This window comes from Clavibacter capsici (genome assembly GCF_001280205.1).
Taxonomy (GTDB): domain Bacteria; phylum Actinomycetota; class Actinomycetes; order Actinomycetales; family Microbacteriaceae; genus Clavibacter; species Clavibacter capsici.
In genome coordinates this window covers 1,672,952-1,692,780 of record NZ_CP012573.1, presented here as the reverse complement: position 1 = coordinate 1,692,780, position 19,829 = coordinate 1,672,952, and the positions used below count along the sequence as shown (strand labels likewise).

Genomic DNA, 19,829 nt, shown 5'->3' with positions numbered 1-19,829 from the left:
CCCGACCCAGAGAGTCCATGAGTCCCTCCACCACGAACACCACGCCCGACGAGCCCGCCGAGCGGATCGAGGACGTCGACGTCTCCACCGAGATGGAGAACTCGTTCCTCGAGTACGCCTACTCGGTCATCTACTCCCGCGCCCTGCCCGACGCCCGCGACGGCCTCAAGCCCGTGCAGCGCCGGATCCTCTACCAGATGAGCGAGATGGGCCTGCGTCCCGACCGCGGCCACGTGAAGAGCGCGCGCGTCACGGGCGAGGTGATGGGCAAGCTCCACCCGCACGGCGACTCCGCCATCTACGACGCCATGGTCCGCATGGCGCAGCCGTTCACCCTGCGCGTGCCGCTCATCGACGGGCACGGCAACTTCGGGTCGCTCGACGACGGACCGGCAGCGCCCCGCTACACGGAGGCGCGGCTCGCCGCGTCCGCGCTCGCGACGGTCGAGGGCCTCGACGAGGACGTCGTCGACTTCGTGCCCAACTACGACAACGCCTTCATGCAGCCGGCCGTGCTGCCGGCTGCCTTCCCGAACCTCCTCGTCAACGGCGCGAGCGGCATCGCGGTCGGCATGGCGACGAACATGGTCCCCCACAACCTCATCGAGGTCGTGGGCGCCGCGCGTCACCTCATCGACCACCCCGACGCCACGCTCGACGACCTGATGGCGTTCGTGCCGGGGCCGGACCTGCCGACGGGCGGCACGATCATCGGCCTGTCGGGCGTCAAGGACGCCTACCTCACGGGCCGCGGCAGCTTCAAGACCCGGGCGCGCGTCTCCGTCGAGAGCCTCACGCCGCGGAAGTCGGGGCTCGTGGTCACCGAGCTGCCGTACCTCGTGGGGCCGGAGAAGGTCATCGAGAAGATCAAGGACGGCGTCCAGAACAAGAAGCTGTCCGGGATCACGAACGTCACGGACCTCACGGACCGCACGCACGGGCTCCGGCTCGTCATCGAGATCAAGACGGGCTTCAATCCCGAGGCGGTGCTCGAGCAGCTGTACCGCTACACCCCGCTGGAGGACGGCTTCAGCATCAACAACGTGGCGCTCGTCGACGGCAGCCCGCAGACGCTCGGGCTCAAGGAGCTGCTGCAGGTCTACGTGGCCCACCGGCTCGACGTCGTCACCCGCCGCACGCGCTACCGGCTCGCGCGCAAGCAGGAGCGGCTGCACCTCGTGCTCGGCCTCCTCATCGCGATCCTCGACATCGACGAGGTCATCCAGGTCATCCGCGGCAGCGACGACACGGAGCAGGCGCGCGCCCGCCTCATGGAGGTGTTCGACCTCTCGACGCTGCAGGCCGACTACATCCTGGAGCTGCGTCTCCGTCGGCTCACGCGGTTCAGCCGCATCGAGCTGGAGGAGGAGCGCGATCGGCTGCAGGCCGAGATCGCGGAGCTCGAGGCGATCCTCGCCGACCCCCGCCGACTCCGTGCCCTCGTCTCGAGCGAGCTGCAGGAGGTCGCCGACCGCTTCGGCACGCCGCGGCGCACGCTGCTCACCGAGGCCGCGCCGAGCGTCGCGGGGGCGTCGAGCAGGCGCTCCGCGCCCGTGCTGGAGATCGCCGACGTGCCGTGCCGCGTGCTGCTGTCCACCACGGGCCGCGCGGTCCGCGTCGACCTGCCGACGGACGCGCCGGGCACGCCCCTGCAGACCGTCCGCCGCAGCTCGCACGACGCGGTCCTCACGGCCATCGAGACCACGAGCCGCACCCGCATCGGCGCGATCACCAGCACCGGCCGCCTCATCACCATGACGCCCGTCGACCTGCCGGTCGTCCCGGTCGCGAGCGTGCAGCTGGGTGCCGGCGTGCGGATCCGCGACTACCTCGGGCTGACGGACAGGAAGGAGCGCGTGGTGGCGCTCGTGGCGCTCGGCACCGAGGAGGCCATCGCCCTCGGCACGCGCCAGGGCGTCGTGAAGCGCGTCGCCCCGTCGTCGCTGCCCGCGAAGCCCGAGTTCGAGGTCATCGCGCTCAAGAAGGGCGACGAGGTCGTCGGCGCACGCCAGGGCGCGGAGACGGACGAGCTCGTCTTCGTCACGAGCGAGGCGCAGCTGCTGCACTTCCCCGCCGTCTCCGTGCGGCCCCAGGGGATCCAGGCGGGCGGCGTCGCCGGCGTCAACCTCGGCGCGGGCGCGCGCGTCCTCTTCTTCTCCTCCGTCGCGCCGGAGGGTGCCGAGGTCGTCACGATCTCCGCGTCGTCGGCGACCATCACGGGCGTGGACCCCGGCCGCGCCAAGGTGTCCGCGTTCGGCGACTTCCCGCGCAAGGGCCGCGCCACCGGCGGCGTCCGGGCGCACGCGTACCTCAAGGGCGAGGACCACCTCGCCCTCGCCTGGGTCGGTCCCGGCCCGGCGCTGGCCGTCGGCCCCGCGGGCGAGGTGCGCCAGCTCCCGCCCACGGGCATGAAGCGCGACGGATCCGGCATCCCGCTCGAGAAGGCCATCGGCGGCGTCGGCCAGGCGGTCACGCCGGCGGATGCGCCCGACGCCGCGTCCGGCGCCGCAGTCGGCGTGGTCGAGTCCCCTGCCGAGGACGGCTCGGCGCCGCTCGAGACGTAGGACCCTGCCCGGACGACGACGGCCGCGGACCCTCGGGTCCGCGGCCGTCGTCGTCCCGCCTCGTGCGGGCGGCGCGTCACACGTCGATGCGGTCCCGCACGGTGCCGGCGCCGTCGATGATGAACTCCTTGCGCGGCGCGACGTCGTTGCCCATGAGCAGCTCGAACATCCGCGCGGCCGCCTCGGCCTTCTCCACGCGCACGCGCCGGAGCGTGCGGTTGCGGCGGTCCATCGTGGTGGTCGCGAGCTGGTCGGCGTCCATCTCGCCCAGGCCCTTGTAGCGCTGGATGGGATCCTGGTAGCGCTTGCCCTGCCGCTTCGCCTGCGCCAGCACGGCCGCGAGCTCGCGCTCCGAGTACGTGTAGATCACGTCATTGGGCTTCGACCCCGGGTTCATGACCACGACGCGGTGCAGCGGCGGCACGGCGGCGAAGACCCGGCCCTCGTCGATCATGGGCCGCATGTAGCGGAACAGGAGCGTGAGCAGGAGCGTGCGGATGTGGGCGCCGTCCACGTCGGCGTCGCTCATGATGATGATCTTCCCGTAGCGGGCGGCGGAGAGGTCGAAGGTGCGACCGGATCCGGCGCCCAGCACCTGGATGATCGAGGCGCACTCGGCGTTCGACAGCATGTCGGGGAGCGACGCCTTCTGCACGTTGAGGATCTTCCCGCGGATGGGCAGGAGCGCCTGGTACTCGCTGTCGCGCGCGAGCTTCGCCGTGCCGAGCGCGGAGTCCCCCTCCACGATGAACAGCTCGCTGTTCGCGACGTCGTTCGACCGGCAGTCCACCAGCTTGGCCGGCAGCGACGAGCTCTCGAGCGCGTTCTTGCGGCGCTGCGTCTCCTTGTGCGTGCGCGCCGAGATGCGGGACTTCATCTCGCCCACGACCTTCTCCAGGAGCACGGCGGTCTGCGCCTTGTCCTCGCGCCGGGTGGACTCGAAGCGCTCGGCCATCGCCTTCTGCACGACCTGCGACACGATGGCGCGGACGGCCGGCGTGCCGAGCACCTCCTTGGTCTGGCCCTCGAACTGCGGCTCCGGGAAGCGCACCGTCAGCACGGCCGTGAGGCCCGCGAGCACGTCGTCCTTCTCGAGCTTGTCGGTGCCGACCTTGAGCTTCCGGGCGTTGGCCTCGACCTGCGCGCGCACGAACTTGAGGAGCCCCGCCTCGAACCCGGCCTGGTGGGTGCCGCCCTTGGGCGTCGCGATGATGTTGACGAACGACTTGAAGCGCGTGTCGTACCCGGTGCCCCAGCGGAGGGCGATGTCGACGGCGCACTCGCGCGTGAGCTCGGTCGGGACCATGGCCCCGCCGTCGGTGAGGACGGGCACGGTCTCCGTGAAGGAGCCGGATCCCTCGAGCCGCCACGTGTCGGTGAGCGGCGCGTCGAGCGCGAGGTGGTCGACGAACTCGGCGATGCCGCCGTCGAAGCGGAACGACTCGCGCACCGGCTGCTCGCCGCGGAGGTCCTCGATGTCGATGCTGAGGCCGGGGACGAGGAACGCCGTCTGCCGGGCCCGCCCGAGCAGCTCCTCCGTGAGGAACGACGCGCCGCGGGTGAAGATCTGCCGATCGGCCCAGTAGCGGATGCGCGTGCCGGTGACGCCCTTGCGCACCTTGCCGACGACGCGCAGCTCGCTGCCCGACGTGAACGGGCGGAAGGGGGCGTCCGGGCTGGCGTCGCCCTGGTCGTCGAATATGCCGGGCTCGCCGCGACGGAAGGACATGGCGTACGTCCTGCCGCCGCGGTCGACCTCGACGTCGAGGCGCTCCGAGAGGGCGTTCACGACGGAGGCTCCCACGCCGTGCAGGCCGCCCGAGGACGCGTACGACCCCGACCCGAACTTGCCTCCGGCGTGCAGCTTGGTGAACACGACCTCGACGCCCGACAGCCCGGTCTTCGGCTCGATGTCGACCGGCACGCCGCGTGCGGTGTCGCGGACCTCGACGCTGCCGTCCGGGTGCAGGCGCACGTCGATGCGGTCGCCGTGTCCGCCCAGCGCCTCGTCCACGCTGTTGTCGATGATCTCCCACAGGCAGTGCATGAGACCGCGGGAGTCGGTGGACCCGATGTACATGCCGGGCCGCTTGCGCACCGCCTCGAGACCCTCGAGGACGGAGAGATGGCGGGCGGAATAATCGGATGCTGCCACGTGCTGTCCTCCATGTGCGTCCGGCGTTCGCCGGACGCGAGCCGGTGTCGATCTTAACCGCCACTCGGTGCCTCCCCCTCCGACCCGCCGTCCCGGTCCGCGCCTACGCGCAGAGCGAAACGGAGGGCCGCGCACGGGTCGGCACCCGGGAGCACGTGGTCTACTTGACGCATTCGGCTCGACACACGACCCGACCCGGAGGGGAGCATCACATGACACCGACCGCGACCGAGCGTCCCGTCGACGAGCTCGACGACCACCAGCTCACCGCCAACGACCGCTGCGACAGCTGCGGGGCGCAGGCCTACATCCGAGTCGAGGTCAACAGCTCCGAGCTCCTCTTCTGCGCCCACCACGGCAAGAAGTACCAGGAGAAGCTGTCGGCCATCGCCACGAGCTGGCACGACGAGTCGAGCCGCCTGCTCGACGAGCGCTCCTAGCATCGTCCGCGTCGGTCCGTCCGACGCACGCAGAAGGGCGCATCCCCACGGGGATGCGCCCTTCTGTCGTATGCGGCGGGGCCGAGCGACTAGTAGTGCGCGGGCCGCGCCATGACGGTCGCCCGGGCCTCGCGAGCCCAGCCGTCGAGCCGGTCGAGCGTGCCCGAGATGTCGACGGGCAGCTCCCGGCCGTGACGCTCGAGGGCCGCGGCGAGCAGCTCGTCGGCGAGCCGCGGGTTGAGGGCGAGGACGGGACCGCCGAGGTGCGTGCCGATCGAGGCGCCGACGCGCACGCCCTCCCCGCCGCCCTGGCCGCCGTTGCCGAAGCCGGCGCGCACGGTGCCGAGGGGCAGGGCCTCGCCGATGTCGAGGGTGGATCCGTGGTTCTCGTAGCCCACGAGCTCGCCCTCGGGGGTGTCGAGCACGAGGTCGCCCACGCGCCGCTCGGCGGTGAGCGTGGTGCGCACGGGCAGGACGCCCGCGCCCACGAGCTCGCCGCCGTCGACGAGCCGCACGGACTCCCCCATCAGCTGGAGCCCGCCGCCCACCGCGAGCAGCGGGACGCCCGACTCCCGGAGCGCGACCAGGTGGCGAGCGTGCGAGACGAGGTCGGGCAGCACGGCGCGTTGGGCGGTGAGCGGACCGGATCCGACGACGACCAGGTCGGCCTCGCCCGGGTCTCCGCCGCCCGGCGCATGGCGGACGACGTCCGTGCGGATGCCGCGGATGCGGGCCCGCTCGACGAGCACGGTCACGTTGCCGCGGTCGCCGTTGATGCCGAGCTCCTCGGGGTAGAGGTGCAGGATGCGCAGGGCGTCGCTCACGCGGCTCCTCCCTCGAGGTCCGTGTAGCCGAGGATGCGGCGGATCGCCATCATCTGCTCGTAGTTGACGATCATGGTCTTGACCCCGCGGGACGGCTTCTCCATCGCGAGGAACGCCTGCACGGCGCGGCGCAGGTCGGGCTCGACCCGGCCGACCTCGAGCCCCTCGTATCCGAAGCGCACGGCGAGCTGGTAGCCCTTGGTGCCGGAGACGACGTCAGCGTGGGTGAGGGTGGTCAGGTCGGTGTCGTAGATCCACGACGGGTCCGGGGTCCCGTCGTCGACGGCGAGCAGGACCTGCTCGGGCGGGTCGCCCAGCGCGTCCAGGTTCATCTGCAGGCTCGCCGGGTTCTTCATCATGATGATCTCGATGTCCTCGTCGCCCGAGCGCAGCATCTCGCCGCGCCCGTACACGGCGGCGACGGAGCCGAGCCCCTGGGCGCCGAGTGCCGGGTCGAACCGGTCGCCGAGCACGCGGCGCGCGGTGGCGAGCGCGCCGGCCGCGTCGACCGCGTAGTGCAGTCCGCGTGACGGCAGGCTCGCGGACACGTCGCCGGAGGCGAGCCGGAACACGGCGTCCCGCCCGGTGAGCGCCACGGCCTCGACGTCGGCGGGGACCTGCACGAGGTCGGGCGCCTCCGACCCGAACCGGGGCGCGGACGCGAGCCCGTGCTTGCTGTCGCCGAGCAGGCCCTCGGAGACGCCGAACCAGTCGACGGCGGCGCGACCGGCCTGCGCGGTCTGCGCGGCGATGGCGTTCACGTGCGCGTCGTCGCGGTTGGCGACGACCGCCTCGGTCGCGGTGGCGGCGATCCGCTCGAGCATCCCGACGACCCGGTCCGGCTCGTGGAAGCGGTTGAGCTGGTCGATCTGGATGTTGAGCAGCAGCACGGTGCGCGGCGTCAGGAGCGCGGAGAGCGCGACGCCGTAGGCCTCGTCGACCTCGAGCACGGCGACGTCCGCGTCGAGCCGACCGGACGCGTCCGCGTCGGCGAGCACGGCGGACGCGATGCCCTGCGGCAGGTTCCCGCCGGAGGGGTTGGTGAACACGCGGAGCCCGTGGGCGCGGAGGACCGCGGTGAGCATGTGGGTGGTCGTCGACTTGCCGTTGGAGCCGGTGACGGCCACCACGCCGTGCGGCAGGTCGGCGATCGTCCGCTCGAGGAAGCGGGGCTCGAGGCGGAGGGCGACGACGCCGGGCACGGCGGAACCGCCGCCGCGGAGACGGGCGGCCCAGCGGGCGGCCCGTCCCGCGGCGACGGCGAGGCGCAGGGGCACGGCCTACTCGAGGTAGTCGCGCAGCGACTGCGAGCGCGACGGGTGGCGGAGCTTGGCCATGGTCTTCGACTCGATCTGGCGGATCCGCTCACGCGTGACGCCGAACGTGTCGCCGATCTGGTCGAGCGTCTTCGGCATGCCGTCGCCGAGGCCGAAGCGCATGCGGATGACGCCCGCCTCGCGCTCGGAGAGGGAGTCGAGGAGCGACTCCAGCTGCTTCTGCAGCATGGTGAAGCCCACGGCGTCGGCCGGGACGACCGCCTCGGTGTCCTCGATGAGGTCGCCGAACTCGCTGTCGCCGTCCTCACCGAGGGGCGTGTGCAGCGAGATGGGCTCGCGGCCGTACTTCTGGACCTCGATGACCTTCTCGGGCGTCATGTCCAGCTCGCGCGAGAGCTCCTCGGGCGTGGGCTCGCGGCCGAGGTCCTGGAGCATCTGGCGCTGGACGCGCGCGAGCTTGTTGATGACCTCGACCATGTGCACCGGGATGCGGATGGTGCGGGCCTGGTCGGCCATGGCGCGCGTGATGGCCTGGCGGATCCACCAGGTCGCGTACGTGGAGAACTTGAAGCCCTTGGTGTAGTCGAACTTCTCGACCGCGCGGATGAGGCCGAGGTTGCCCTCCTGGATCAGGTCGAGGAACTGCATGCCACGACCCGTGTAGCGCTTGGCGAGGCTGACCACGAGGCGGAGGTTGGCGCCGAGCAGGTGGCTCTTCGCGCGCTGGCCGTCGCGCGCGACCCAGCGGAGCTCGCGCTCCAGCTCGCGGGAGATGCCGGGCGTGTTCGCCAGCTTGTCCTCGGCGAAGAGGCCCGCCTCGATGCGCATGGCGAGCTCGACCTCCTCCGCGGCGTTGAGCAGCGCGACCTTGCCGATCTGCTTGAGGTAGTCCTTGACCGGATCGGCCGTGGCGCCCGTGATGGTCGTCGAGTAGACGGGGACGTCCTCGTCCTCCTCCTTGTTCGACAGCACCATGGCGCCGGTGGGGAGCGGCTCGAGCACGACGGGCGGCTTCGGGGCGCCGTCCTCGACGACCTCGTCCTCGGTGTCGTCGTCTGCGACCGGGACGACGACCTCCTCGGCGTCCTCCTCGGACGCGTCTCCGGGGCCGTCGGCCGTGTCGGTCTTCTTCGCGGCGGCCTTGCGGGGCGCCTTAGCGGGCGCGGGCTCACCGGATGCGGCAGCGGCCTTCTTCGCGGCGGCGGCCTTGGCTCGGGCGGTGGGTGCCTTCGCGGGCGCCTCCGACTCGGCGGGGGCGGCCTCCGCGGCTGCGGCCTTGGCGGCGGCGGCCTTGGTCGGCGCCTTCGCGGTGGTGGTCTTGGCCGCGGGGGCCTTCGTGGCGGCGGTCTTCGCGGCCGCGGAGGTGCGGGCGGGCGCGCGCTTCGCGGGTGCCTTCGCCTCCCCCGTCGCGGCGTCGTCGGCCGTGCCGGTCGCGGCGGCCGCGTCCAGGGTGGCGGACGGGGTGGAGGGGGTGGCCATGCGAACACCTTTCGTCCCCACGACGACCGGTCGTGCGCTCCGCGGTGCTGCTGCGGGGTGACCTGCCGGAGGTGGGTCGGGGTTGTTTTCGGACATTGCTAGGACCCATGTCAAGTCCGCGGATCGTGCACCACCGGGGCGGTGCGAGATGCGGGACATGAACGGGTCCGTATCTGATTATTGCACGGATGGGCGCGCCGACGAGCCATCGCCGCCCACCGGCGGGCCGACGTCACGCGCGGAGGCGTCGACGCCGGTCGAGGTAGGCAACCCAGAGGGGCCCCACGCGTATTCCCTCGTCCGCCAGCGCGCGCCGGGTGCGTCGCCTGGTGCGCACGAGCATGACCGCCCCGGCTCCGACCACGAGGTACTGCACGGCGAACGCGAGCCGGAAGGAGTCGAGGGAGTAGAGGTCGCTCGGCTCTCCCCCCGCCACGCGGATCCCGTCCTGCACGTCGAGGGCGATGCCGATGAGCAGCATCATCGTGAAGCTCGCGGTGAAGCCGGCCACGTTCACGATCCCGGACGCCGCCCCGAGGCTCCGCGGCGGGTTGAAGGTGCGCGCGAAGTCCAGCCCCACCTGGGAGCCGGGGCCGCCGATGCCGATCGCGACCACGACGAGGACCACCACGGGCAGCGGCGGCACCCCGGGCCAGAGGAGCAGCACCCCCCATGCGATGCCCATCATGACGACGATCCCGAGCACGAGGTTGGAGCGGCGGAAGGGGAAGCGGCCCGTGAGGATCCCGATTACCGGCCCGACGACCATGCCCGCCGCCACGATGACGATGAGGAGGCCGCTCGCGAGAGCGGGGCTGTAGCCCAGCGCGCCGACGAGGAACGGGAAGCCCCAGAGGAGGCTGAACACGACGCCGGAGGACTGCGTCACGAAGTGCGACCAGAACCCCAGCTGCGTGCCGGGTCGACGGAGGCTCCGGCCGAGCTCGCGCATCGAGTCACCCCAGGGGACGCGCGGCGGCGGGGCGTCGCCGGTCGGCCGGTCGCGCACCGCGACGAGGACCGCGATCAGCGCGACGACGGCCACGGAGGCCGAGCCGAGGAAGGCCGGTGTCCATCCGGCGGTGTGCAGCACGATCGACAGGGGGATGGCCGAGAGCACCTGGCCGAGCTGCCCGACGTTCGCGAACCACTGGGAGATCACGGGGACCCGGGGGCCCGAGAACCAGGAGTTGATGAGGCGCAGGCCCGAGACGAAGGTCATGGCGTCGCCCGCGCCGACCAGCATGCGGCCGAGCACCGCCACCTCGAGGGACGTGGAGAGGGCGAGGGTGACCTGGCCGGTCACCATGAGCAGGGCGCCGCTCGCGAGGAGCGCACGCGGGCCGACCCGGTCGATGAGCACGCCCACCGGCACCTGCAGCGCCGCGTAGACGACGAGCTGCGTGACCGCGAGGGTCGAGAGGAGGGAGGCGGATGCGTGGAAGCGCTCGCCCGCCTCGACCGAGGCGATCCCGAGGGACCCGCGCTGGAGGACCGAGGAGAGGTACGCCGCCATCGCGACGCCGAGGACGATGCGGGCGCGGCGGGTGGTCATCGGGACGAGGATACCGACGCCCGGATCACCTCGCCGACGGCCTCGCCGGGAGTGCGGATGGAGCCCGGATCGTCAGGCCGCGTCGCCGTCGCCGGGGCGACGACGTGCGAGGAACTTCTCCAGCTCGGCGGCGATCTCGTCGGCCGTCGGCAGGGCACCGTCCTCGTCGGTCAGCGGCGACTTGAGCGGCGTGTCCTCCATGTAGCTGTCGTAGCGCTCCTCGAGCGTGGTGACGAGACGCGCCAGCTCCTGGTTGCCGGCGACCTGCTCGTCGATGCGCCCGACGAAGTCGCGACCCTCCTCGCGGAGGCGGTCGGTGGGGAAGATCAGCCCCGTGGCGGCGCTGATGCTCTCGAGCGCCGCGACCGCGGCGAGCGGGAACTCCGTGTCTGCCAGGTAGTGCGGCACCAGCAGGACGAACCCGGCCACGGGGTGCCCGGCGTCGTGCAGGCGGTGCTCCACCAGGTGGAGCGCGTTCGCGGGGACCTGCGTGTGCGGCTTCCACACGCTCAGCGCGTCGATGAGCTCCGTGCGGTTCCCGCTCACCGTGACGTTGATGTCGCGCGTGTGCGGCACGGGCATGGGGATGCTGTGCACCCACGTCGTCGTCGAGATGCGGTAGCGCTCGACGATGCCGATGACCGCGGCGGTGAAGGCCTCCCACCGGAAGTCCGGCTCGAAGCCCGTGAGGAGGAGGAACGGCTGGCCGATCTCGTCGTGGGCGAGGTAGAGGGCGAGGCGCGCGGGACGGTAGTCCGCGAGGTGGTCCTGGTCGAAGTAGATGGTGGGACGGCGGGCGCGGTAGTCGAGCAGCGTGTCGGTGTCGAAGCGGAGGACGTCGCGGTGGCTCAGCGTGCTCAGCAGGTACTCGCTGACCTGCGAGACGCCGGATCCGGCGTCCGAGAACCCGGTGAGCCCGGCGACCAGGGGCAGGCCGGTGGGGACCTCGCCGATGTCGGTGTCGATCTCGTACAGTCCGTCCGCGTCAGCCATGGATCCACTCTAGGCCGCGCCTCCGACGGCCCCTCGCGGAGGGCGGCCGGTCCGTGCCGCCGAGAGCGAACACGCGCGCCCGCCTTCCCGCGCGGCGGCCCGGGCTCCGCCTCGGCGCGGACGCGGCCCCCTGTCGTCCCGCGTCGATAGGCTCGTCGCCCATGACCACTCCCCTCCTCTCCGTGTCCCCCGACCGCGCCGTCGACATCGAGGCCGACGTCCTCGTCGTCGCCGTCTCCAGCGAGAAGGAGGGCGTCCGGCTGCACCTGCCGGACGGGCTGGAGCTCGACGAGGCGGGCCTGCCGGCGCTCGGCGTCACGGGCGCGCGCGACGAGGTCGTCCGCGTGGCGGCCACCGGCACGTCGGCCCGCGCGATCGCGCTCGTCGGCGTCGGGTCCGCCCCGCTCGACGCGGTCGCGCTCCGCTACGCCGTCGGCTCCGCCACCCGCCAGCTGCGCGGCGTGGAGCGGGTCGCGGTCGCGGTCCCCGTCACGTCGCTCGAGGAGCTCACCGCGGTGCTCGAGGGGGCGGCGCTCGGCGTCTACGCCTTCGACTCCTACCGCCACGACTCCCTCGCCGGCCAGAAGCCGCGCGCCTCCGCGATCGTCGTGGCGGCGCAGGGCACCTCGTGGACCGCGGAGGACGCGGACGAGGCCGTGGCGCGCGCCGTCGCCGTCGCCGACGCCGTGGCCGGCACCAAGGACCTCGTCAACACCCCGCCCCTCGACCTCTACCCCGCGACCTTCGTCGACGCCGTCGAGGCGCGCGCGTCGGGGCTGCCGATCGACGTCCGCGTGTGGGACGAGGAGGCGCTCGCGGCCGACGGCTTCGGCGGCATCCTGGGCGTCGGCCAGGGATCCACCCGCCCGCCCCGCCTCGTGAAGGTCGCGTACTCCCCCGCCGGCGCCACGCGCCACCTCGCGCTCGTCGGCAAGGGCATCACCTACGACACCGGCGGCATCTCCCTGAAGCCCGCCGTCCCCATGATCGGCATGAAGTACGACATGACCGGCGCCGCCACGATCCTCGAGGTCGTCGTCGCGGCCGCGCGCCTGCAGCTGCCCGTGCGGCTGACGGCGTGGCTCTGCATCGCCGAGAACATGCCGTCCGGCTCCGCCATCCGCCCCGACGACGTCCTGCGCATGCGCGGCGGCACGACGGTGGAGGTGCTCAACACCGACGCCGAGGGCCGCCTGGTCATGGCCGACGGCATCGTCGCCGCGAGCGAGGAGCACCCCGACGCCATCGTCGACATCGCGACGCTCACGGGAGCCCAGGTCGTCGCGCTCGGAGAGCGGTACTCCGCGGTCATGGGCGAGGACGCGCTCGTGGCGCGCCTCCTCGACGCGGCCCGCGAGCAGGGCGAGAGCATGTGGGGCATGCCGCTGCCCGAGGAGATGCGCGCGCTGCTCAACTCGGACGTCGCCGACATCGCGAACGTCAAGCCGGGCAACCCCGCGGGGGGCATGCTCGTCGCCGGCGTGTTCCTCAAGGAGTTCGTCGGCCGGACGAGCGACGCCGAGGACGCCCCGCGCATCCCGTGGGCGCACATCGACATCGCCGGCCCGTCGCACAACAAGGCGGGCGGGCACGGCTTCACCGGGAAGGGCCCGACCGGCGTCGCGGTGCGCACGCTCCTGGCCCTGGCTGCCGGGTTTTCACGCGCGTAGTAGGCTCGGATAGGCCTCCTGAGGGGGTCCCGCGCCTGCCCGGTCGGGCGGTCGCATGAGACGACCTTGATGCATACGAGGGAGATCCTGGGTGTCGGAACAGAACTTTGACGTGGTGGTGCTCGGCGGCGGGAGCGGTGGCTACGCGGCCGCCCTCCGAGCGGTGCAGCTGGGCAAGACCGTGGGCCTCGTGGAGAAGGGCAAGCTGGGCGGCACGTGCCTCCACCGCGGCTGCATCCCCACCAAGGCCCTCCTGCACTCGGCCGAGGTGGCCGACGTCTCGCGGGAGTCGGAGAAGTACGGCGTCAACGTCACGTTCGACGGGGTGGACATCGCGCGCGTCACGGCGTACCGCGAGGCCATCGTCGCCAGCAAGTACAAGGGCCTCCAGGGCCTCATCAAGGCCCGCGGCATCACCGTGATCGAGGGCGAGGGCCGCCTGACCTCCGGCACCATCGTGCAGGTCGGCGACCAGACCATCACGGGGAAGAGCATCGTGCTCGCGACGGGCTCCTACTCGCGCACCCTCCCCGGCCTCGAGATCGGCGGCCGCGTCATCACGAGCGAGCAGGCCCTCGAGCTCGACTACATCCCCAAGAAGGTCGCCATCCTCGGCGGCGGCGTCATCGGCGTGGAGTTCGCCTCCGTCTGGCGCTCGTTCGGCGTCGACGTGCAGATCATCGAGGCCCTCCCGCACCTCGTCCCCAACGAGGAGGAGTCGATCAGCAAGCAGTTCGAGCGCGCCTTCCGCAAGCGCGGCATCGCGTTCTCGCTCGGCGTGCGCTTCAAGTCGGTCACGCAGGACGACCAGGGCGTGCAGGTCACCCTCGATGACGGCACCGCCTTCGACGCGGACATCCTGCTCGTCGCCGTCGGCCGCGGCCCCGCTACCCAGGGCCTCGGCTTCGAGGAGGCCGGCGTGAAGACCGACCGCGGCTTCGTCCTGACGGACGAGCGCCTCCAGACCAGCGTCCCCGGCGTCTACGCCGTCGGCGACATCGTCCCCGGCCTGCAGCTCGCGCACCGCGGCTTCCAGCAGGGCATCTTCGTCGCCGAGGAGATCGCGGGCAACAAGCCCGTCGTCGTCGACGACATCAACATCCCCAAGGTCACCTACTCCGACCCCGAGGTCGCGAGCGTCGGCTACAGCGAGGCCAAGGCCGTCGAGAAGTTCGGCGCCGACAAGGTCTCCAGCTACGAGTACAACCTCGGCGGCAACGGCAAGAGCTCGATCATCGGCACGGCCGGCTCCGTCAAGGTCGTCCGGGTGCAGGACGGCCCGGTCGTCGGCATCCACATGATCGGCGCGCGCGTCGGCGAGCTCATCGGCGAGGGCCAGCTCATCGTGAACTGGGAGGCCTACCCCGAGGACGTCGCCAACCTGGTGCACGCCCACCCCACTCAGAACGAGGCGCTCGGGGAGGCCCACCTGGCCCTCGCCGGTACCCCTCTGCACGCCCTGTAGCACCCTGCCAACACCGACACACAAGCCGGGTCCGGAGTCGGGCCTGAAGGAGACAACCCCATGAGCGAATCCGTCAACCTCCCCGCACTCGGCGAGAGCGTCACCGAGGGCACGGTGACCCGCTGGCTCAAGAACGTCGGCGACCACGTCGAGGTCGACGAGCCCCTGCTCGAGGTGTCGACCGACAAGGTCGACACCGAGATCCCCTCCCCCGTGGCGGGCGTGATCGAGGAGATCCTCGTCCAGGAGGACGAGACCGTCGAGGTCGGCGCCGTCCTCGTCCGCATCGGCGACGGCTCGGGCGGCGGCGACGCGCCCGCCGAGGAGCCCGCGGCGCAGGCCGAGCCCGAGCAGCAGGAGGAGCCGGCCGAGGAGGCCGTCGACGACCAGGTCACGCCGTCCACCGAGGCGGACGACGACTCCCAGGCGCCCGCGCCCGTCGAGCCCGAGCCCGCGCCCGCCGCCGCCCAGGAGGCGCCCGCCCCCGCGGAGGCCCCGGCACCCGCTCCCGCAGCCCCGGCACCTGCGACGCCCGCCCCGGTCGCCGCAGCTCCTGCCGCCGCGCCGGCTCCCGCCGCGTCCGGCAACGCCGGCTACGTCACGCCGCTGGTGCGCAAGCTCGCCAACGAGCGCGGCGTCGACATCAGCTCCGTGACCGGCACCGGTGTGGGGGGACGCATCCGCAAGGAGGACGTCCTCGCCGCTGCGGAGGCCGCCGCGTCCGCGAAGTCCGCTCCCACGGCCGCTGCTGCCGCCCCCGTGGCCGCACCGCTGGAGACGTCGCCGCTCCGTGGCACCACCGCCAAGATGTCGCGCATGCGGAAGCTCATCGCGGACCGCGCCGTGGTGTCGATGCAGTCCACCGCGCAGCTCACCTCGGTGGTCGAGGTGGACGTCACGAAGGTGGCGCGCTTCCGCGACCGCGTGAAGGGCGACTTCCTCGAGAAGACCGGCGTGAAGCTCTCGTTCCTGCCGTTCTTCGCGCTGGCCGCCGCCGAGGCGCTCAAGGCCTACCCGGTCGTCAACGCGACGGTCGACGGCGACAGCATCGTCTACCCCGACCACGAGAACATCAGCATCGCGGTCGACACGGAGCGCGGCCTCCTCACCCCCGTGGTGAAGAACGCGGAGGGCAAGAACCTCGCCCAGTTCGCGTCGGAGATCGCCGACCTCGCCGCGCGCACGCGGGACAACAAGCTGTCCCCCGACGAGCTGGCCGGTGGCACCTTCACGCTCACCAACACGGGGTCCCGAGGCGCGCTGTTCGACACGCCCGTCGTGTTCCTGCCGCAGTCGGCGATCCTGGGCACGGGCATCGTCACCAAGCGCCCCGTGGTCATCACGGCGGACGGCCAGGACACCATCGCCATCCGGTCGACCGTGTACCTCGCGCTGTCCTACGACCACCGGATCGTCGACGGCGCCGACGCGTCCCGCTTCCTCGTGGCCGTGAAGAACCGCCTCGAGGCCGGCGCCTTCGACGCCGACCTGGGCATCTGATCCCCGGAACCGGATCGACGGCCCTCACCGGTCGTCCATCAGGTCCCTGATCCGCCACCCGGCCTCCCCCCTGACCATCAGGAGGGAGGCCGTTCGGCGTCCGGGGCCTCCCTGCGCGTCGGCTCCCGCTGCAGGCCCCGGGCGCAGCTCCACGATCGCGCCGTCCCCCATCCGTCGCGCCGGTGCCAGCAGGTCCGTGGCATGGAGCGCGCCGTCGTCCAGGCGGTCGCGATCGCCCGCCACGATCGTCGTCCGGTCGGCGTCCTCCAGCGCCGAGCCCGCCTCGTCGACGGTGCTCACGCAGGCCGGATCCGCCTGTCGGAGGCACGCCGCCCTCATCCGGAGCAGCGCCGGTGCCGCCAGGTCGGGATCCGGGTCGGATGCCGCGGCGGAGTCCGCGTCCGTCGTGTCCGGGACGGAGGACGGAGGCGCGCTCGGTGCCTCTGTCGATGCGGGGTCCGGCGGTGTCGTCGTCGTGGTCCCGGCGCCCTCGCCGTGCGCGGCGTCCGTCAACAGGGGCAGCCCGACCCCGCCGACGACGAGCAGCAGGAGCGCCGAGGCCCCCATCGCCCACACCCGTGGACGGACCGCGCCGAGCTCGCGCCGCATCGACCGGCGCAGCGCGATCGCCCGCAGGGCAGCCCGTCGTGGCGGCGATTCCCGAAGCGCCCGGTGCCGACGCGCCCCGGGGCCGGTCGGCCTCGCGGCGCCGCGAGGCCGCACGCCCGTCCCTCCCGTCCCGCGCGGACGCTCGGCGGTGCTCGCGGTGTGCGCGGTGCCCGCGTCGCGGACGTCGACGTCCTCGACGCGCTGTCCTCCGACCGCGTCCGCCAGGGGTGCGGCGTCGGCCACGTCGAGGAGCCGATCCGCCAGGTCGTGCGCTGTGAGGTCGGACTCGCCGTGGATGACGGAGTCGAGCAGCTCGAGCCACGCGTCCCACCTGGCGTGCGACACCGCGCCGCGGGCGTCGAGGGGGTCGCGGAGGGCGTCGACGATCCTCGACACCCTCGTCAGGTCCTGCTGCAGGGGATCGCCGTGGCCCGGGTCCGCACCCGCGGCGCCGACGGAGAGCGGGCGCGAGGATCCGAGGCCCCCGAGCAACGGGCGTCCCGACGCGTCGATGACCACGTGGGTCAGGTCGAGGGCGCCGTGGGCGAGCCCGGCCTCGTGCAGGTCGCCCAGACCGCGGAGCACGGACACGACGAGGGTCACGGTCTCGCCGGGCGTCAGGCTCCCCCGCCGTGCGACGAAGGCCGCGGCGGTGCCGCGGGCACCCAGCGACTGGACGACGCACAGGCTCCCGTCCGCGAGCGTCGCCACGTCCAGCAGGGCGACCACGTGCTCCGACACGACGGACTGCAGCGCCGCCACCTCCGCCTCCCCGCGACTGAGGTCGGTCGCCGGCACGATCTTGACGGCCACGTTCGCCGCCGGCCCGGGATCCGCGGCGCGCTCCGGCCGGCCGAGGTGCACCGCGCAGGACCTGCCGGTCCCCACCAGCCGGATGAGGCGGTAGCCCGCGACGAGCGGAGCGCCCTCCGACGGGGCACCCCTGCTCCGCCGTCGCACGGGGCCACGCGACCCCCGCTCGGCGACCCCGCCCCCGTCGTCCACGGCAGCGGGTTCGCCCCGCCGCCGCCCGGAGGACGACCCTCCGCCACCCCTCCGAGCCCGTCCGTCGCGCATCGCCTCTCGCCCTCTCCTCCGTGGACCGCCGCACTCGCCACCACCACGCAGGGGAGGTGCGGTCCCGCGGGCGAGGGTGCCGTGCGGGTGGCTGGACGGGGCCCACCGGGCGCGCATGCGTGGCATCGACGCGGATGAGCGCTCCTGTGAGGGACGAGGGGTGGCTGCGGGCAGCCATCCGGGCCCGTCCCGCTCGGCGCCGTTCCGGGAGCGCGTCGCGCACCGGTATCCTGAGCACCATGGCCCGCAAGACAGCCTCTCCGAAGGCGCCCAAGGAACCCGGCCGCATCAAGCAGATGTGGCAGGTCTTCCAGATGACCCGGCGGTACGACAAGAGCTCCGTCTGGTGGATGCTCCTGGCGCTGCTCGGCCCCCTCGTCGTCGGCGTCCTGCTGGCGGTGTTCGCCACGGGCGGCAACTGGCTCACCGGCATCCTCTTCGTGATCGCCGGCCTGTTCGCGGGCGTGCTCGCCTTCCTCATCGTCCTCGGGCGCAAGGCCGAGCGTGCGGCGTACCTCCAGATCAAGGGCCAGCCGGGAGCCGTCGGCGTCGTGCTACGCAGCTCCCTGAAGCGCGGATGGGTGGGCAGCGAGATGCCCGTCGCCGTCAACGGCAAGTCGCAGGACGCCGTCTACCGGGCGGTGGGGCGTCCGGGCGTCGCGCTCATCGGCGAGGGACCGAAGAGCCGGACCACGCGCATGCTCGAGGACGAGCGCCGCAAGATCGCCCGCGTCCTCCCCAACGTCCCGGTCCACTTCGTGTTCGTCGGACCGGACGCGGACTCCGTCGAGCTGCACAAGCTCGCGGGCCGCCTGCAGCGCTTCCCCCGCACCATCACCAAGGCCGAGGTCCTTGCCGTCAACAACCGGCTCACCTCGCTCGGCCAGAACAGCATGCCGATCCCGAAGGGCGTCGACCCCTTCAAGGTGCGTCCGTCGCGCGCACGCTGATCCCCCGGCCGACGGGCGTTTGCGCGGGCCCGGTCCCCGGCGCAGACTGAGCGCATGGATCGGGTCCTCGCCGCGGCGCTGCTGGGCGTCGACGTGGACGCCGATCGCACGGCCGTCAACCGGGCGTATGCGCGGCACGCACGGGACACGCACCCGGATCGCCTCCCCGGCGCGACGCCGCAGCAGCTCCGCGTCGCGCACGAGCGGTTCGTCCAGCTGACGCTCGCTCGCGACGCGCTGCACCTCCGTCAGCGCGTCGGGGCCGAGCGCGTCGGCGGGGACACCCGGGAGGGACGGCCTGCCCCCTCGTCGACGCCGCCCGCGCGACCCGCAGCCCCGACCGAGCGCCGCCACCCCTACGGCCGATCCCGACGTGAGCTCGCCCGCCGCGGCCTGGGCCCGTCCATCGCCGCGGTGTGCGCGCTCGCGGGGGTCCTAGTGGTGCTGGTCACCTTCCAGGACTCGACCCGCGCGCAGTTCACCACCATCGGCGCGGACCTGACGCAGGGGGCGAGCATCGTCCAGGTGCGGGATCCCGCGTCGCGCGCGAGCGAGTGCGTGGACGCGAGCAACTGCACGCTGCTGGACATGACGGCCCCGGAGGACTGCAGCGCTGCCCTCGCCCGCTTCGAGGTGACGACGGGGAGGTCGGATGACGGCCGGGAGACCGAGAGCCGCGAGCTCGGCGCGGTCCGTGCCGGCTCGCCCGCTCGCGTGGTGCTCGGCGGCGTGGACCCGGAGCTCGTCTACCTGGGGTGCGAGCCCGGCTGACCCGCTCCGCGGGCACGCGTCGGCCGTCAGGACGTGCGGACGAGCACCGTGCCGGAGAACACGTCGTGGAGCCCGCGCTGGTCGGCGTTCCACACGACCGCGGGCACGACGAGGCAGATGAGCACGGTGCGCAGGGCGGGCCGCCAGAGCGACACGTAGCCGCCCCCGAGGGGCCGGACGCGCATGCCGAGCACGACGTGCCCGACGCTGCCGCCCAGGGTGACGACGAGGACGTACTGCATGACCGCGAAGATCACGAGGGTCGCCGTCGGGTCGTACGCGAAGAAGGCCCACGAGACGAGGACCGCGAGGCCCCAGTCGATGCAGATCCCGACGATGCGCCGGCCGGCCCGGGCCACCGAGCCGCGACCGCGCTCCGGGAGGCCGAGCCGCTCCCCCGGCCATCGGTTGCGGCCGGGGTCGCCGAGGTCGGGGGTCGTGGGAGTCGCGGGCACCTCCCGATCCTAGGCGCGAGGCCGGTGGGAGCCCTGATCCGCGGG

The 19,829-nt window shown here is 72.8% G+C and carries 15 protein-coding genes; 7 read left to right on the top strand and 8 right to left on the bottom strand.

The window, feature by feature from the left end; translation table 11 throughout:
• Positions 1–17: 17 nt before the first annotated feature.
• The gene (locus AES38_RS07940; protein ID WP_053774513.1) at positions 18–2,564 is read left to right on the top strand and encodes a DNA gyrase/topoisomerase IV subunit A; all 2,547 of its coding nucleotides are present in this window, start codon (positions 18–20) and stop codon (positions 2,562–2,564) included.
• Between the two features lie 76 nt (positions 2,565–2,640).
• Here AES38_RS07940 and AES38_RS07935 read toward each other — a convergent pair whose 3' ends face one another.
• Positions 2,641–4,719: a DNA gyrase/topoisomerase IV subunit B gene (locus tag AES38_RS07935; RefSeq protein WP_053774512.1), complete on the bottom strand. Its 2,079-nt coding sequence runs from the start codon at positions 4,717–4,719 to the stop codon at positions 2,641–2,643.
• A 212-nt stretch (positions 4,720–4,931) separates the two neighbouring features.
• Between AES38_RS07935 and AES38_RS07930 the strand changes: the two genes are divergently transcribed.
• Complete coding sequence (locus tag AES38_RS07930) at positions 4,932–5,159, top strand: DUF7455 domain-containing protein (RefSeq protein WP_043669247.1); 228 nt, start codon at positions 4,932–4,934, stop codon at positions 5,157–5,159.
• Positions 5,160–5,248: 89 nt separating this feature from the next.
• Here the strand turns inward: AES38_RS07930 and AES38_RS07925 are convergent, their stop codons facing one another.
• From AES38_RS07925 to AES38_RS07905, 5 genes are all read right to left on the bottom strand, one after another.
• Positions 5,249–5,983, bottom strand: coding sequence for a type 1 glutamine amidotransferase (locus AES38_RS07925; RefSeq protein ID WP_053774511.1), 735 nt, complete (start codon positions 5,981–5,983; stop codon positions 5,249–5,251).
• Positions 5,980–7,260 (bottom strand): MurT ligase domain-containing protein, encoded by a 1,281-nt coding sequence (locus tag AES38_RS07920; protein ID WP_053774510.1) that lies wholly within the window; start codon positions 7,258–7,260, stop codon positions 5,980–5,982. Before AES38_RS07920 ends, AES38_RS07925 begins: the two co-directional genes overlap by 4 nt.
• Positions 7,261–7,263: 3 nt before the next feature.
• Positions 7,264–8,739, bottom strand: coding sequence for an RNA polymerase sigma factor (locus AES38_RS07915; RefSeq protein ID WP_053774509.1), 1,476 nt, complete (start codon positions 8,737–8,739; stop codon positions 7,264–7,266).
• A gap of 232 nt (positions 8,740–8,971) precedes the next feature.
• Positions 8,972–10,294 carry an MFS transporter gene (locus tag AES38_RS07910; protein ID WP_053774508.1) on the bottom strand — a complete coding sequence of 441 codons (1,323 nt, stop codon included), beginning with the start codon at positions 10,292–10,294 and terminating at the stop codon, positions 8,972–8,974.
• A 72-nt stretch (positions 10,295–10,366) separates the two neighbouring features.
• The gene (locus tag AES38_RS07905; RefSeq protein ID WP_043669232.1) at positions 10,367–11,287 is read right to left on the bottom strand and encodes a proteasome assembly chaperone family protein; all 921 of its coding nucleotides are present in this window, start codon (positions 11,285–11,287) and stop codon (positions 10,367–10,369) included.
• Between the two features lie 161 nt (positions 11,288–11,448).
• Here AES38_RS07905 and AES38_RS07900 point away from each other — a divergent pair, with 161 nt between their 5' ends.
• From AES38_RS07900 to sucB, 3 genes are all read left to right on the top strand, one after another.
• Entirely contained in the window at positions 11,449–12,957 is a 1,509-nt protein-coding gene (locus AES38_RS07900) for a leucyl aminopeptidase (RefSeq protein ID WP_053774507.1), read from the top strand.
• A gap of 91 nt (positions 12,958–13,048) precedes the next feature.
• A complete protein-coding gene (gene lpdA / locus AES38_RS07895) occupies positions 13,049–14,422 on the top strand; it encodes a dihydrolipoyl dehydrogenase (protein WP_053774506.1) in 1,374 nt (457 codons plus the stop codon).
• 60 nt (positions 14,423–14,482) lie between these two features.
• The gene (sucB, locus tag AES38_RS07890; protein ID WP_053774505.1) at positions 14,483–15,922 is read left to right on the top strand and encodes a 2-oxoglutarate dehydrogenase, E2 component, dihydrolipoamide succinyltransferase; all 1,440 of its coding nucleotides are present in this window, start codon (positions 14,483–14,485) and stop codon (positions 15,920–15,922) included.
• Positions 15,923–15,946: 24 nt separating this feature from the next.
• Here sucB and AES38_RS07885 read toward each other — a convergent pair whose 3' ends face one another.
• Positions 15,947–17,491, bottom strand: coding sequence for a protein kinase (locus AES38_RS07885; RefSeq protein ID WP_157883518.1), 1,545 nt, complete (start codon positions 17,489–17,491; stop codon positions 15,947–15,949).
• A gap of 356 nt (positions 17,492–17,847) precedes the next feature.
• Between AES38_RS07885 and AES38_RS07880 the strand changes: the two genes are divergently transcribed.
• Together AES38_RS07880 and AES38_RS07875 are read left to right on the top strand one after the other, a co-directional pair.
• Entirely contained in the window at positions 17,848–18,558 is a 711-nt protein-coding gene (locus AES38_RS07880; RefSeq protein WP_053774503.1) for a DUF4191 domain-containing protein, read from the top strand.
• 54 nt (positions 18,559–18,612) lie between these two features.
• Positions 18,613–19,329 (top strand): J domain-containing protein, encoded by a 717-nt coding sequence (locus tag AES38_RS07875; RefSeq protein WP_053774502.1) that lies wholly within the window; start codon positions 18,613–18,615, stop codon positions 19,327–19,329.
• A gap of 26 nt (positions 19,330–19,355) precedes the next feature.
• Here the strand turns inward: AES38_RS07875 and AES38_RS07870 are convergent, their stop codons facing one another.
• Entirely contained in the window at positions 19,356–19,784 is a 429-nt protein-coding gene (locus AES38_RS07870) for an RDD family protein (protein ID WP_053774501.1), read from the bottom strand.
• Positions 19,785–19,829 lie beyond the last annotated feature (45 nt).